The sequence below is a fragment of the Enterobacter cloacae complex sp. 394I7 genome, from assembly GCF_057320345.1.
Genome location: NZ_JBXWCR010000005.1, coordinates 57934 through 71366, shown reverse-complemented (window position 1 = coordinate 71366; position 13433 = coordinate 57934). Strand labels below are relative to the sequence as shown.

Genomic DNA, 13433 nt, shown 5'->3' with positions numbered 1-13433 from the left:
TTTATATCGTTTGTCAGCACCCGCTGATTTTTCGTCCAATACCCGTAAATAACATAAGGGTGAGGGGAGATATGGGTGCTCAGGTCTGGGTTGTGGCGACGCTGCTCATCAGCATCGCGTTAATCGTATTAACTATCGTAAAACTGAAGTTTCACCCGTTCCTGGCGTTGCTGCTGGCGAGCTTTTTTGTCGGTGCCATGATGGGAATGCGCCCGCTGGACATGGTAAATGCCATTGAAAGCGGTATTGGCGGCACGCTCGGCTTCCTGGCGGCGGTGATCGGGCTTGGCACCATCCTCGGCAAGATGATGGAAGTGTCCGGTGCGGCAGAACGCATTGGGATAGCGCTTCAGCGTTGCCGCTGGCTGTCAGCCGATGTCATCATGGTACTGGTGGGGCTTATCTGCGGCATTACGCTGTTTGTTGAAGTCGGCGTCGTCCTGCTGATCCCGCTGGCCTTCTCCATCGCCAAAAAGACCCATACCTCGCTGCTGAAGCTGGCCATTCCCCTCTGTACCGCGCTGATGGCGGTGCACTGCGTGGTTCCGCCGCACCCGGCGGCCCTGTTTGTCACGAATAAGCTGGGGGCGGACGTGGGGACGGTTATCGTCTACGGTCTGATGGTTGGCCTGCTGGCCTCGCTGGTTGGCGGCCCGCTGTTCCTGAAATTGCTGGGCGATCGCCTGCCCTTCAAAGCCGTCCCGGCTGAATTTTCTGACCTCAATGTTCGTGAAGAACATACGCTGCCCTCGCTGGGAGCCACGCTGTTTACCGTGCTGCTGCCCATCGGCCTGATGCTGGTGAAGACCCTCGCCGAGCTGAATATGGCAAGAGAAGGCACGCTGTATACGCTGCTGGAATTTATCGGTAACCCGATCACCGCCATGTTCATCGCCGTGTTCGTCGCCTATTACCTGCTGGGGCTGCGCCAGCATATGGGGATGGGTACGATGCTGACCCATACCGAGCATGGCTTTGGCGCCATCGCCAACATTCTGTTGATAATCGGCGCGGGCGGCGCGTTTAACGCCATCCTCAAAACCAGCGGCCTGGCCGATACCCTGGCGCACATTCTGTCGAACCTGAATATGCACCCGATCCTGCTCGCGTGGCTGGTGGCGCTGGTTCTGCACGCGGCGGTGGGGTCGGCCACGGTGGCGATGATGGGCGCAACCGCCATCGTCGCCCCCATGCTGCCGCTCTATCCTAACGTCAGTCCGGAGATCATCACCATTGCCATCGGTTCCGGTGCCATTGGCTGCACGATCGTGACCGATTCCCTCTTCTGGCTGGTGAAGCAGTACTGCGGTGCCAGCCTGAACGAGACCCTGAAGTACTATACGACGGCGACGTTTATCGCCTCGGTACTTGCACTTGGCAGCACATTCCTGCTTTCTTTCATTATCTGAGCGCGAAGAGACGTACTATGGAAAACGCAACTATCAGCACCTTAACCGCACAGTTCCCTCTGATTGAGGATCTGATTGCCCTGAAAGAGACCACCTGGCTAAACCCGCGCACCACCTCGCTTGCTGAAGGGTTACCGTATGTCGGGCTGAGCAAAGCCGATGTGGACGACGCGCATGCACGCCTTAGCCGCTTTGCGCCGTATCTGGCAAAAGCGTTCCCCGAAACGGCGGCCACGCAGGGGATTATCGAGTCCGAACTGGTGGCTATTCCGGCGATGCAGAAAAGGCTGGAGAACGAATCGGGGGTGGCCATTCCCGGCACGCTGCTGCTGAAAAAAGACAGTCATCTGCCTATCTCTGGCTCCATCAAAGCGCGCGGGGGCATCTATGAAGTGCTGACTCACGCCGAGAAACTGGCGCTGGAAGCAGGGTTGCTGAGCGTCGAAGACGATTACAGCATCCTGCTGGAGCCGCGTTTTAAAGCGTTCTTCAGCCAGTACAGTATCGCGGTGGGATCCACCGGCAACCTTGGGATGTCCATTGGCATCATGAGCGCACGCATCGGCTTTCAGGTTACGGTGCACATGTCTGCCGATGCCCGTGAGTGGAAAAAAGCCAAACTGCGTAGCCACGGTGTGATCGTTGTGGAATATGAGCAGGATTACGGCGTGGCGGTGGAGCAAGGACGTAAGGCCGCGGAGAGCGATCCGAACTGTTTCTTTATCGACGATGAGAACTCCCGCACGCTGTTCCTCGGCTATGCGGTGGCAGGCGAGCGGCTAAAAGCGCAGTTTGCCGCGCAGGGCCGCGTGGTGGATGCAGAACATCCGCTGTACGTCTATTTGCCCTGTGGCGTCGGTGGCGGCCCTGGCGGCGTGGCGTTTGGCCTGAAGCTGGCCTTTGGCGACAACGTACACTGTTTCTTCGCCGAGCCGACGCACTCCCCGTGCATGCTGCTGGGCGTCTACACCGGGCTGCATGATGCCATCGCCGTGCAGGATCTGGGTATCGACAACGTGACGGCCGCCGACGGGCTGGCGGTTGGACGCGCGTCTGGCTTTGTGGGCCGGGCGATGGAGCGGCTGCTTGACGGGTTCTATACCCTTTCCGATCAGAGCATGTACGACATGCTCGGCTGGCTGGCGCAGGAAGAAGGCATTCGCCTTGAGCCGTCGGCGCTGGCGGGCATGGCCGGGCCGCTGCGTGTTCCTGTCGCATCCGCGAACGCGACCCATCTGGTCTGGGCAACCGGCGGCGGAATGGTGCCGGAAGACGAGATGGCGAAGTACCTGGCTAAAGGGAAAAAATAAACTGCAGATGGGTGACCGCAAACAGCAGTGACAACGACAGCACCGCGAGGGCGATCAGGAACTTATCGCGCACCGCCTTCGGCTGTACAAAATCGTCCTGCGTCACATCCATTACGTTGCGACTGCGGGTATAGCGCCACAAAACGATCGCCACAAGCGCCAGCACGACCAGTGAGATCCAGAATGGCACGCCTGTGCGATGCCAGTTGTGCTTGATGGCGAGGGCAATCAGCGCGCCATACCCCAGTAACGTACGCAGCCAGGCCAGCGACGTCCGCTCCGGCTGCAGGCCGGGGTCGGCTTCGCGTCGCGCTTTGCGGTTATCCACCATACAACACCAGCACCATCATCACACCCGCTACCGCCAGCAAAATCATGCTGATGATGAGTAACCCACGCGTATACGGGAGATCCTGCTTGAGCCGCATCGCCTTTTCGTTACGCAGCCAGCGCAGGTAGCCGTAAATGGCCAGCACACCGGCAAACAGGCACAGCAGCAACGCCAGCACTTCGCGGATCAGCGGCGTGGCAAAATCAGGCGCGAGCTGGTCAAGCCCCACACCCGCGGCGAGAAAGCCCAACGCGGTGCGGATCCATGCGAGGAACGTACGCTCATTAGCCAGCGAGAAGCGGTAGTCAGGGGCTTCACCGAGGCGAGAAATTTTCATGAAGATTCCTTGTCTGCTACAGGCAGGTTCCAGCATAGCGTAAATCGACAAGGACAAGGAGACCGGCATCGGGCGATGCCGGTCAGGACAATTAATGCAGCGCTGGCCAGTACGCTTTGTTGGCCTCGATCAGATCATCCAGAATCGCTTTCGCAACGGAGGCGCTCGGCACCGTTTTCGACAGCGTAATCGCCTGCCACAATTTCTGGTACGAGCGCTGCTCCCAGGCATCCACTACCAGTTTTTCCACCGCTACCTGTTGGCTCATCAACCCTTTCTGGAAGTGTGGAATATCGCCCACCGTTAACGGCTCCGGCCCGTTATGACCAACCAGGCACGGAATTTCTACCATCGCGTCGGCATCAAAGTTATGAATGGCACCGTTGTTGGGCACAATCAGCAGCATGCGCTCCTGAGTGTTGAAGGCAATCGCAGTCGCCAGATCGACGATGTACGACGCATGTTCGTCGATTTCCAGCTCCCCGGCGGACGATACACCGGCTTCGATAATCGCCCGGCAGGCGCTGAACACATGCTTCTCACGGTGATCCATCACCTCGTTAGCGCGCGTGCGTTCCGGATTGGAGTGCGCGACCACGTAGTCCGGGAACAGGTAATATTTCAGATAGGTGTTTGGCATGGTGTTCGGATCCAGCGCCTGCACATCTTTTGCCTTCGCGAACGTGTCGTTCCAGCTGGCTTCGGTATGGGCATTGTCAGAGGGCGGCACATAGCCGTTTTTCGCGACATATTCGCGCAGTTTCGGCATTAAATCATTGCCGTTTGAATCTTCAATGGATGTCCACCATCCGAAGTGGTTCAGCCCGTAGTAACGCACGCGCATCTCTTTACGGTCTTTAAGGCCGACTATCTGCGCCATACGCCCTTCAATGCCGATGGGCATATCGCAGATGTTGAGGATTTTGGCGTTGGGTCGCAGGCGACGGGTCGCTTCAGCCACGATAGCCGCCGGGTTGGAGTAGTTCAGCATCCACGCATTCGGGGAGTATTGCGTCATGTAATCGACCAGCTCCAGCACGCCGCCAATAGAGCGCATGCCGTAGGCGATCCCGCCGGGTCCGCAGGTCTCCTGACCCAGCACACCGTGACGCAGGGGGATTTTCTCGTCTTTTTCACGCATCGGGTATTTCCCCACGCGGATATGTGCCATCACAAAATCGACGTCGGTAAAGGCCGCTTCAGGATCGGTGGTGTAGCTAAACTCAATCTCCGGAGCCTGCTCTTTAAGGATGATCTTGCACGCCTCGGCGATGGTCTCCTGACGTGCGCCGTCGTTGTCATAGAATTTCAGCACGCGCAGCGGAAAACGGTCGCGGTTGGCTAACAGCATCAGGACGATCCCCGGCGTGAAGGTACTGCCGCCGCCTGCAATGACAACTGAGAATTTTTTCATGATATAGCCTCTGTCAGGGTAGTTTGTTCGTTTGTTGAAGGGGTTTTCATCAGCGATTCAAGCTGGTCTCGCACCTGAGGGACGTGCAGTCCAACAATCACCTGAATGCCGTTGCCGCGTCGCACCACACCGTGTGCGCCCAGGGCCTTAAAGACGTCGTCGCTTTGGGTTTGCGCCATGTCGACCAGCGCGATACGTAAGCGGGTGGCGCAGTTATTAATGCTTTCGATATTGGCCGCGCCGCCCAGCGCCTGCAGGAATCCGGCGGCTTGCCCAACCTGCTGGCTGGCGGCAGCCGGTGCGGTGGTTTGCCCGCGCGCCGCTTTATAATCCGCCTTGCTGTAAAGTTTGACTTCGCTCTCTTCACGGCCCGGGGTTTTAAGGTTCAGCCGTTCAATCAGCGTTTTGAAGACCACGAAATAGAGGCCGGTGAAGCAAAGACCGATACCCATCTGGGTGAATACCGTCGAGGCGTGGTTGTGGAACATGGGGATCCAGTTTTGCGGCAGAAACTGGTCCAGCAGTCCGCCGCCCATGTTGCCCACGACGCCGAAGATGTACATCACCGTCGCCATCGTGGCGGCCAGAACAGCGTGGACGGCAAACAGCAGCGGCGAAATGAACAGGAAGGTGAATTCCAGCGGCTCGGTAATGCCCACCAGCACGGCGGTCAGCGTGGCCGGGATCAGCAGGCCTGCCACTTTGACGCGGTTTTCCGGTGATGCGGTGTACCAGAGCGCCAGCGCAATCCCGACAGAGCCAAACACTTTGGCGTTGCCGTGAAGCGCAAAACCGCCTTCCGGGAACAGGGTTTTCAGCGGCAACGTGCTTTGGCTAAATTCCTGAAGATGCTGCGCCCAATAAACCTGGATGCCGCCCTCGACCGCTGCCGGGCCAAAGATAAACGGACCGTAGACAAAGTGGTGTAATCCGGTAGGGATCAGAATGCGTTCCAGGAAGGTATAAACCCACACCCCCAGCGCACCGGCAGAGCGTAAAAAGGCCTGCAGGGACTCAATGCCGAGCTGCACTTTCGGCCAGCCCATCAACGTCAGCCAGGCGCAGGGGATCATCACAAAGAAGGCGAGGATAACGACAAACGAGGTGCCCTGAAAAATCCCCAGGAAAACAGGCAACTGCTTGTCGAAATAGCGGTTGTGGATAGCGGTGACAATCCCCGAAATCACAATCGCCCCAATGATGCTGGTATCGAGCGTTTTGATACCGGCAATCATGGCCAGTCCGCTGCCGGCAGTGGGCTCAGCGGCGAAGTCGACGCCAAAGAAATGACCCCATGTCATCCCCATCGCATTGATAAAGTAGTTCCAGGTCAGAAAACTGATCAGCACCGCCAGGCAGGCGCGGCCCTGCGCCTGCTTCGCCAGACCAATCGGTAAACCCACGGCAAAAATCAGCGGCATATTGCGAAACACCGCCCAGCCGCCCTCTTCAATGATGTGAACAATTTGCGCGAACAGATTATCGGGGGCGGTTAAGGCCTCGCCCACAAACAGCGGGTTGCGAAGCATGATGGCGATCCCGACCACGATCCCGGCAAAGGGAAATAACAACACCGGGGTAAACATGGCGCCGCCAAAACGTTGTATTTGACTGAGCATTTTTAAATCCTCACGTGACAACCTGTAGGGGGTAGAGGCCTTTATGATTTTTTGCTGGGCCTGAAGTGAGCATAAGAATTTACCCATGGGCGAACATGGCATGCCGCTGCGATTCGTGATCGCATTCATGGTTTTATTTTGACCAGTCAGGTCTACTTTTCGTTGTTAATATGGACATGTCAGGACGCAATCCACGCGTTAATACGGGCAGAGAGGTCTACTGGTGATCTACAAATCTATCGCTGACAGGTTGCGGCTGCGGCTGAATTCGTCGGACTACAATATCGGGAGTCCGCTGCCGGGTGAGAAAGCGCTGGCGCAGGAGTTTGGCGTGGCGCGGATGACCATTCGAAAGGCGCTGGATCTGCTGGTGAACTGGGGGCTGGTTGAACGCCGACACGGTAGCGGGACATTCGTGGCGCGTAAAGATGTCCACCACGAAACCACCAATCTGACCGGGCTGGTGGAGGTGCTGCGCCAGCAGGGAAAAGAGGTGCAGAGCAAGGTGCTACAGTTCGAAGTGATGCCCGCCCCGCCCGCTATCGCCAGCCAGCTCCGCATTCAGGTGGATGAGCGTATCTACTTCTCGCGCCGGGTGCGTTATGTCGACGGAAAGCCCCTGATGCTGGAGGACAGCTTTATGCCCGTGAAGCTGTTCCGCACGCTTTCACTGGCACATCTGGAGGGGTCGAAGTTTGATTACATCGAGAAGGAGTGCGGAATAACCATCAGCGGCAACTACGAGAGCCTGACGCCGGTGCTGGCAGATAAACAGCTCGCCGGTTACCTGAACCTGCCGGAACAGACGCCGCTGCTGCGGATAACGTCTCTCTCCTACAGCGACAGCGGCGAATTTCTCAATTATTCCGTGATGTTCCGTAATACCCGTGATTACCAGGTGGACTACCATCTGCGGCGCATCCACCCGGACGATCTGCTAACTCATCCCCCAGAACAGCACCGCCAGTAGCTGCGGGGTAATAATACGCAGGAACATCACCAGCGGGTAGACCGTGGCGTATGACAGCGCCGCCGCGCCGCTGGTGGCGTGCAGGTTGTTGGCAAAGGCCAGTGCGGGTGGGTCAGTCATTGATCCGGCGAGCATGCCGCAGAGCGTCAGATAGTTCATTTTGGCGAACATCCGCGCCAGGATCCCCATCGTCAGGAGCGGAATCGCCGTGATAAATATCCCGTAGCCGACCCAGCTCATCCCCTCGCCCTTCACCAGGGTATCGATAAAATCGCCCCCGGATTTCAGGCCGACCACCGCCAGAAACAGCACAATCCCCAGCTCGCGCAGCGCCAGGTTGGCGCTTGGCGGCATAAACCAGTAGAGCTTACCGATACAGCCGATACGCCCGAGGATCAGTGCCATAATCAGCGGTCCACCCGCCAGGCCCAGCTTGAGCGCAACCGGAAAACCCGGGACATACAGCGGAATAGAGCCAAGCAGCACTCCCAGCCCGATACCGATAAAGACCGGCAACATCTGCACCTGCTGCAGTTTTTGCTGGGCGTTACCCACCATGTCCGCTACCGCATCAATGGATGACGGGCGCCCAACCAGGTTCAGGATATCGCCGAACTGCAGGCTGGCTTCCGGGCTGGCGACCAGTTCCACCCCAGCACGGTTAAGACGGGAGATCACGACGTCATAGCGCTCTTTAACCTGCAAATCGCGTATTTTCTTGCCAAGCACGTGCTCGTTGGTCACCACGACGCGCTCTACGCGCATATCGGTGCCGCGTGTGGAAAGTGAGGTCTCCACCTCCTGGCCAATCACCAGCCGCGCGTTGTTTAAATCCCCGGGCTGTCCGACCAGGTGCAGCAGGTCACCCTGCTGAATAATGGTCCCGGGCGCGGGTACCATCAGCATATCGTCACGTTTAAGGCGCGAGCAGATAATATTGGCGCTGTTCAGGATCGGCACATCCTGAATCGCCATATTGTTGAGGTTGGGGTTATCGACGCGAATGTTGATGGTTTTGATCGGCATATGGCCGTTGGTGAGCGTGTTTTCGTGGTCTTTCGCCTCGTTTTCGACGTTAATGCGAAAGAGTACCCGCACCAGCCACATGGAGAGCAGAATGCCGCAAATCCCAAACGGATAGGCCATGGCGTAGCTCATCCCCATCTGGTCGACAATACCGGGAGAGATGCCAAGATCGCGCAGAATTTGCTGACCCGCACCCAGTGCAGGCGTATTGGTGACCGCCCCGGAGAAAATACCCAGCACCACCGGCAGCGGAATATCGAAGAGCTTATGCAGAATGGCGGTGACCAGCCCTCCCATCACCACAATGCCGAAGGCAAACAGGTTCAGCCGTAATCCGGAGACCCGAAGGGAAGCGAAAAAGCCAGGCCCCACCTGAATACCGATGGTGTAGACGAAGAGGATCAGACCGAATTCCTGGATGAAATGGAGCATTTCGGCGCTGAGCACCAGCCCAAGCTGGTCGGCAAAATGGCCGACAAAAATCCCGCCGAACAGCACCCCGCCTATCCCAAATCCGACGCCGCGGATTTTAACATTGCCAATCCACAGACCCACCACTGCGACCAGGGCCAACACGCTAACGGTTAACGCGATATCACTCATGATCCACTTCCTGTGCATAACCTTAGTTATGCTACGGATTCTCTCAGAGCCGCACGCGGTTGTATGGGTGATGGCGCACAAAAAAGCCCTGCCGGGGCAGGGCGTTATCTTTTCATCCTCTCCCTGTGGGAGAGGCAACAACCCGCAGAGGGTTAACTGTTCAGCGCAGGACGCTCGCTAATGGCGATACGCTGCGGTGCAATGGCTTCCGGCACGTTGCGGGTCAGGTCGATATGCAGCAGCCCGTTGGTAAATGTCGCGCCGGACACTTCCATATGGTCAGCCAGAGTAAAGCTCAGGCTAAACGGCTGATTAACCAGGCCCTGGTGCAGCCATTTGGTCTCGGTTTCTTGTTTTTCCGGCGTACCTTTCACGGTCAGGCGCGTGCCTTCGAGCTGAATATCCAGATCGTCCTGGCGGAACCCGGCCAGCGCAAGGGTGATGCGATAGTGGTTGTCATCGCTTTTTTCGATGTTGTACGGCGGAAACGTCTGTTGCTCGGTGGTGCTTTGCAGGGCATTAGCCAGTTTGTCAAAACCAATCCACTGACGCAGCAGGGGGGATAAATCGTAGTTACGCATACTAAATCTCCTTCTGAGAAGCGAGTTCGGCACAGTTTATTTTTGTGCGCAGTTGTTCCTGCAAATCCTCATGGATTCACATATGCTCCCATTACGGCAAGCAATTCTGGGTGGGCCGCTCGCGCGACCCGCATAATCAGTTGATCTCGATACGGCGCGGTTTTTTCTCTTCCGGAATCACACGTTCCAGTTCGATAAACAGCAGGCCGTTGACCAGGTTCGCGCCTTTCACGTGAATGTTCTCGGCTAACTGGAACTTGCGTTCAAAGTTGCGCTCGGCGATACCCTGATAAAGGTAGGTGCGTTCTTTCTGCTCGGCCGTATGTGAACCTTTCACCACCAGCAGGTTGTCCTGCGCGGTGATCTCCAGTTCGTTCTCTGCAAAACCGGCGACGGCAATGGCGATGCGGTAGTGGTTTTCATCAACCAGTTCAACATTGTATGGAGGGTAGCCGTTGCTCTGGCTTTGGTTATTTTCTAAATGGTTAAACAGGCGGTCAAAACCAATTGCAGAACGGTATAGCGGGGAAAGATCGAAGTTACGCATAAATAAAAGCTCCTGAAATCAGCGAGAAATTGTAGCCTTCCACCATGGACAGGCCAGTGTGCCCCTGAACACCCCTCAGGCGTGTTCGTTATCGGGTTACATTCTTAAAATGGGTCTAGAACCGGTCTTTTCAAGCGCAGCAGGCGCACTTTTTTTTGCACTTTCGTGCATCTCGCTTAGACTGGGACAACAGCACAAAGGGTTAAATTGCGATGGCTGCCACAGTGCGGGGTTATCGGGCTATCCATTTTGAACGAGGCTCGCTATAACCCTGAGTTGCAGGTTTATGCAGTGCCATTAACGATGACTGAGTGATGATGAAAAATGTTCTGATAAAGCTGACGACGTTCAGCGGGGTTGTTTTACTTTGCGGGTGTTCGAGCGTGATGTCTCACACCGGCGGTAAAGAAGGAACATATCCGGGGACGCGTGCCAGCGCTGAGATGATCTCCGATGACGATACCAACTGGGGCACAAAATCCCTGGTCATCCTGGATATGCCGTTTACGGCTGTGGCCGATACGCTTTTGCTGCCGTGGGATATGTTCCGTAAGGACAGCTCCGTGCGCTCGCGGGTAGAGAAAAGCGAGCAGCAAAATCTGGCCACCAATTCCGTCATTCCGCCCGCTTAACGCCAACGCGTTAACGCTGCCCGGTTTCCGTTAGCCAAAGCTGACGGAAACCTTCTGTCTCTTCCATCCATGCAATAAAACGCCCGTCCGGGGAAAACACGACCGCATCACCAGACGGTGGATTGCCGTGATCGGACGTCAAAAACGTCACCTCTCCGGTTTGCGCATCACAGCAGGCAATCCGCTCTTCCAGCACAAATCCAAGACGGTGACCGGCTGGGTGCCAGGTAAATGCCGACTGAATGTCACTTTCGTTATGCGTCAACTGGCGTGGTTCACCGCCTTCTGGAGCGATAAGCCACAGCTGCACAATGCCCTTATCATCACGCATCAGAAACGCAATCTGCGTCCCCTGCGGGTTACAGCGCACCCAGTGACGCGGCACGTTTACCAGCCCCGGGAAAGCCCGCTGGTGGGTAAAGGTCAGCCGGCGCTGCATGACACCCGCCGGGGGCGCAGGCAGCGTCTCAGGAGTCCCCTGCAGCGGCGCATCGCCCGCGCGTTTCCATCCCTGCTCGTCGTTGGGCAGATCCACAATAAACAGTTCTGGCACTTTCTCGCCTGTCGCAGACACGGTATTGCCGATAAACGCCAGCCTGTCATTGCCCACCCAGCCCTCTTCATAGGCTCGGTTGATCTCATCGCTGCCGGGCTGAGGCGCGGGCGTCGTGCGGCTCACCAGCACGCTCCAGAAGGTGCCGGAATATTCACGTGGATGCGTCCCTTGCGGCGTCACCGGGCCAAAAGGCGCTGCGACGCCGACGTTGCGTAAATCGAGCTTCGGGTCACGCTCATGCAATACATGGTCGTTGTAGGTAAAGCTCACGAACTGTCCGTCAGGGCTAAAAACGTGCACGTGGCTGCCGCCACGCAGCGCGCCTGCGGTATAAGGCGGCGTGATATCCATGGCATCCAGGTTACTCACCTGACCGTTGTGTACAACCACGCCCTGACGATGATGAAAATCGTAGTGCCAGTCTGCATCCGGGTTTTCCGGGCCGTGGATAAAGACATATTTGTCCTGCTGCGGATGAACGGTCACCACGCCAACATGCGCACCGTGACTGGCGCGATAGATCACCTCGACGTCACCCGTAATAACATTGACCCGCTCAATGGTTTCACCGGTGAACGATGCGCCGGACGGACGCACATCGTAGGCCAGCCACTGGCTGTCCGGCGTCCAGGTATTGATATTGGTAAGCTGGTGATGACGGGAGGCGAAGGTGATTTGTTTCATGGCGTTACCCTGATGCGCAGTTATCGCATCAGGGTAAAACATTGCGGGGAATTAGCCTACACGTTTGACGTCACCCACCAGCAGGATGTAGGAGAGCGCACCGAGCAAGGCCACTGCGGAGATATAGATCAGTGCCGGGCCAAAGCCATAGTCCTGAGCCAGATAACCGATGACCAGCGGAACCGTGATCCCCCCCAGGCCGCCGACAAAGTTGAACACGCCACCGGTCAGACCAATCAGGCGCATCGGGGCCAGCGAGGAGACCAGCGACCAGGTGATGGAGGCAAAACCGTTCCCGAAGAACGCAATCGCCATCAGCGTCATAATCCAGACCGGATCGTTGGTGTAGTTTGCACCCATGATGCAGGTGGAGATCAGCAGCCCGCAGATAATAGGCGTTTTACGCGCGACACCCAGCGAGAACCCTTTTTTCACCAGCCTGTCCGCCAGCCAGCCGGAAAGCAGCACACCAAAGAAGGCCGCCAGGAACGGTACGGTGGTCATAAAGCCCGCCTTCAGCGCGGTGATGCCTTTTTCCTGGGTCAGATAGTTCGGGAACCAGGTCAGGAAGAACCACAGCGTGGAGGTCACCGCGAACTGCCCCAGATAAACCCCCACCAGCTTGCGGTGGAAAACCAGCTTCCAGTCGGCTTTGGTCAGCGGCTGACGCGCCTCTTTTTTCACCGGCGCATCGCCATCCACCAGACCGCCACCGTCGCGGATATAGTCCAGTTCAGCGTTGCTGATACTTTTGGTGAGACGCGGCGGTTGATAGACCTTGAACCAGATCAACGACCAGATAATGCCGATCCCCCCGGTCACAATAAAGACCCAGTGCCAGCTCAGCAGTTCCTGGATCCAGATCAGCAGCGGCGTCAGGAATGCCAGGCCGACAAACTGCCCGGAGGTGTAGAACCCAACGGCCGAGGCGCGTTCATGCTCCGGGAACCAGCTGGTCACCATGCGGTTATTGGTCGGAAACGCCGGGGCTTCGAAAATCCCGGTGATCGCACGCAGGCCAATCAGCGACATCAGCCCGGTGGCAAAGCCCTGGAACAGGGTCGCCACCGACCAGCCGAAGATGGCAATGAAATAGGTCAGGCGCGAGCCGACGCGGTCAAGGAACCAGCCGCCGGGGATCTGGCACAGCGTATACAGCCAGGCAAACGCCGAAAAGACGTAGCCCATTTCCGCTTTGCTGATCCCAAACTCCTCCTGAATATGGGCTGAAGCCACGGCAAGGTTGGCGCGGTCAACGTAACAGATGACCACAGTAATAAAAATCATGACCAGCGTCAGGTAGCGCCGACGCCCGGTTTTTGCAGCAGTAACAGGAATATCCATCGCAATCTGTCTCCAGATTTTGGGCATAGCGAAGCCGCTCACCATGCCCTGTAATTTACAGAGGGTGTGT

The 13433-nt window shown here is 57.1% G+C and carries 13 protein-coding genes and 1 other annotated feature; of the genes, 4 read left to right on the top strand and 9 right to left on the bottom strand.

Annotated elements, in window-relative coordinates:
- The first annotated feature begins 71 nt into the window (after positions 1-71).
- Positions 72-1409: a D-serine transporter DsdX gene (dsdX, locus tag AC2FAP_RS17530; RefSeq protein WP_014167979.1), complete on the top strand. Its 1338-nt coding sequence runs from the start codon at positions 72-74 to the stop codon at positions 1407-1409.
- A 17-nt stretch (positions 1410-1426) separates the two neighbouring features.
- Positions 1427-2719, top strand: coding sequence for a D-serine ammonia-lyase (dsdA, locus tag AC2FAP_RS17525; RefSeq protein WP_134179721.1), 1293 nt, complete (start codon positions 1427-1429; stop codon positions 2717-2719).
- Here the strand turns inward: dsdA and AC2FAP_RS17520 are convergent.
- From AC2FAP_RS17520 to AC2FAP_RS17505, 4 genes are all read right to left on the bottom strand, one after another.
- On the bottom strand, positions 2703-3050 hold the full coding sequence (locus AC2FAP_RS17520) for a DUF202 domain-containing protein (RefSeq protein ID WP_014167977.1): 348 nt from the start codon (positions 3048-3050) through the stop codon (positions 2703-2705). The genes dsdA and AC2FAP_RS17520 overlap by 17 nt on opposite strands.
- Positions 3040-3387: a YidH family protein gene (locus AC2FAP_RS17515; RefSeq protein ID WP_449541938.1), complete on the bottom strand. Its 348-nt coding sequence runs from the start codon at positions 3385-3387 to the stop codon at positions 3040-3042. The genes AC2FAP_RS17520 and AC2FAP_RS17515 overlap by 11 nt, the downstream gene beginning before the upstream one ends.
- Positions 3388-3478: 91 nt before the next feature.
- Positions 3479-4801, bottom strand: coding sequence for a 6-phospho-alpha-glucosidase (locus AC2FAP_RS17510; RefSeq protein WP_449541939.1), 1323 nt, complete (start codon positions 4799-4801; stop codon positions 3479-3481).
- Positions 4798-6420, bottom strand: a complete 1623-nt coding sequence (locus AC2FAP_RS17505; RefSeq protein ID WP_020882743.1) for an alpha-glucoside-specific PTS transporter subunit IIBC — start codon at positions 6418-6420, stop codon at positions 4798-4800. The genes AC2FAP_RS17510 and AC2FAP_RS17505 overlap by 4 nt, the downstream gene beginning before the upstream one ends.
- Positions 6421-6643: 223 nt before the next feature.
- Between AC2FAP_RS17505 and AC2FAP_RS17500 the strand changes: the two genes are divergently transcribed.
- Positions 6644-7390, top strand: coding sequence for a GntR family transcriptional regulator (locus AC2FAP_RS17500; RefSeq protein WP_014167973.1), 747 nt, complete (start codon positions 6644-6646; stop codon positions 7388-7390).
- Here AC2FAP_RS17500 and AC2FAP_RS17495 read toward each other — a convergent pair.
- From AC2FAP_RS17495 to ibpA, 3 genes are all read right to left on the bottom strand, one after another.
- Positions 7358-9019, bottom strand: coding sequence for a putative transporter (locus AC2FAP_RS17495; RefSeq protein ID WP_449541940.1), 1662 nt, complete (start codon positions 9017-9019; stop codon positions 7358-7360). The two genes, AC2FAP_RS17500 and AC2FAP_RS17495, sit on opposite strands and share 33 nt — an antisense overlap.
- Positions 9020-9171: 152 nt before the next feature.
- A complete protein-coding gene (gene ibpB, locus AC2FAP_RS17490) occupies positions 9172-9600 on the bottom strand; it encodes a small heat shock chaperone IbpB (protein WP_025202652.1) in 429 nt (142 codons plus the stop codon).
- 136 nt (positions 9601-9736) lie between these two features.
- The gene (ibpA, locus tag AC2FAP_RS17485) at positions 9737-10147 is read right to left on the bottom strand and encodes a small heat shock chaperone IbpA (protein WP_008500162.1); all 411 of its coding nucleotides are present in this window, start codon (positions 10145-10147) and stop codon (positions 9737-9739) included.
- Positions 10141-10213 (bottom strand) — a sequence feature (ROSE (Repression Of Heat Shock gene Expression) occurs in the 5'-region of heat shock genes and acts as an RNA thermometer to modulate expression.). Its footprint overlaps the gene before it by 7 nt.
- Positions 10214-10461: 248 nt before the next feature.
- Between ibpA and AC2FAP_RS17480 the strand changes: the two genes are divergently transcribed.
- Entirely contained in the window at positions 10462-10779 is a 318-nt protein-coding gene (locus tag AC2FAP_RS17480) for a YceK/YidQ family lipoprotein (protein WP_025202651.1), read from the top strand.
- Between the two features lie 10 nt (positions 10780-10789).
- On the opposite strand, the gene AC2FAP_RS17475 is transcribed toward AC2FAP_RS17480, so the two are convergent.
- Positions 10790-12019, bottom strand: coding sequence for a YidR family protein (locus AC2FAP_RS17475; protein WP_449541941.1), 1230 nt, complete (start codon positions 12017-12019; stop codon positions 10790-10792).
- 51 nt (positions 12020-12070) lie between these two features.
- Positions 12071-13408: an MFS transporter gene (locus tag AC2FAP_RS17470; RefSeq protein ID WP_078775102.1), complete on the bottom strand. Its 1338-nt coding sequence runs from the start codon at positions 13406-13408 to the stop codon at positions 12071-12073.
- Positions 13409-13433 lie beyond the last annotated feature (25 nt).

What these genes read in the sequence shown, in the direction of transcription:
- dsdA (WP_134179721.1), top strand. Translation starts at nt 1,427, where the DNA reads ATGGAAAACGCAACTATCAGCACCTTAACCGCACAGTTCCCTCTGATT.
- ibpB (WP_025202652.1), bottom strand. Translation starts at nt 9,600, where the DNA reads ATGCGTAACTACGATTTATCCCCCCTGCTGCGTCAGTGGATTGGTTTT.
- AC2FAP_RS17475 (WP_449541941.1), bottom strand. Translation starts at nt 12,019, where the DNA reads ATGAAACAAATCACCTTCGCCTCCCGTCATCACCAGCTTACCAATATC.
- AC2FAP_RS17480 (WP_025202651.1), top strand. Translation starts at nt 10,462, where the DNA reads ATGATGAAAAATGTTCTGATAAAGCTGACGACGTTCAGCGGGGTTGTT.
- AC2FAP_RS17495 (WP_449541940.1), bottom strand. Translation starts at nt 9,019, where the DNA reads ATGAGTGATATCGCGTTAACCGTTAGCGTGTTGGCCCTGGTCGCAGTG.
- ibpA (WP_008500162.1), bottom strand. Translation starts at nt 10,147, where the DNA reads ATGCGTAACTTCGATCTTTCCCCGCTATACCGTTCTGCAATTGGTTTT.
- AC2FAP_RS17515 (WP_449541938.1), bottom strand. Translation starts at nt 3,387, where the DNA reads ATGAAAATTTCTCGCCTCGGTGAAGCCCCTGACTACCGCTTCTCGCTG.
- AC2FAP_RS17520 (WP_014167977.1), bottom strand. Translation starts at nt 3,050, where the DNA reads ATGGTGGATAACCGCAAAGCGCGACGCGAAGCCGACCCCGGCCTGCAG.
- dsdX (WP_014167979.1), top strand. Translation starts at nt 72, where the DNA reads ATGGGTGCTCAGGTCTGGGTTGTGGCGACGCTGCTCATCAGCATCGCG.
- AC2FAP_RS17505 (WP_020882743.1), bottom strand. Translation starts at nt 6,420, where the DNA reads ATGCTCAGTCAAATACAACGTTTTGGCGGCGCCATGTTTACCCCGGTG.
- AC2FAP_RS17510 (WP_449541939.1), bottom strand. Translation starts at nt 4,801, where the DNA reads ATGAAAAAATTCTCAGTTGTCATTGCAGGCGGCGGCAGTACCTTCACG.
- AC2FAP_RS17470 (WP_078775102.1), bottom strand. Translation starts at nt 13,408, where the DNA reads ATGGTGAGCGGCTTCGCTATGCCCAAAATCTGGAGACAGATTGCGATG.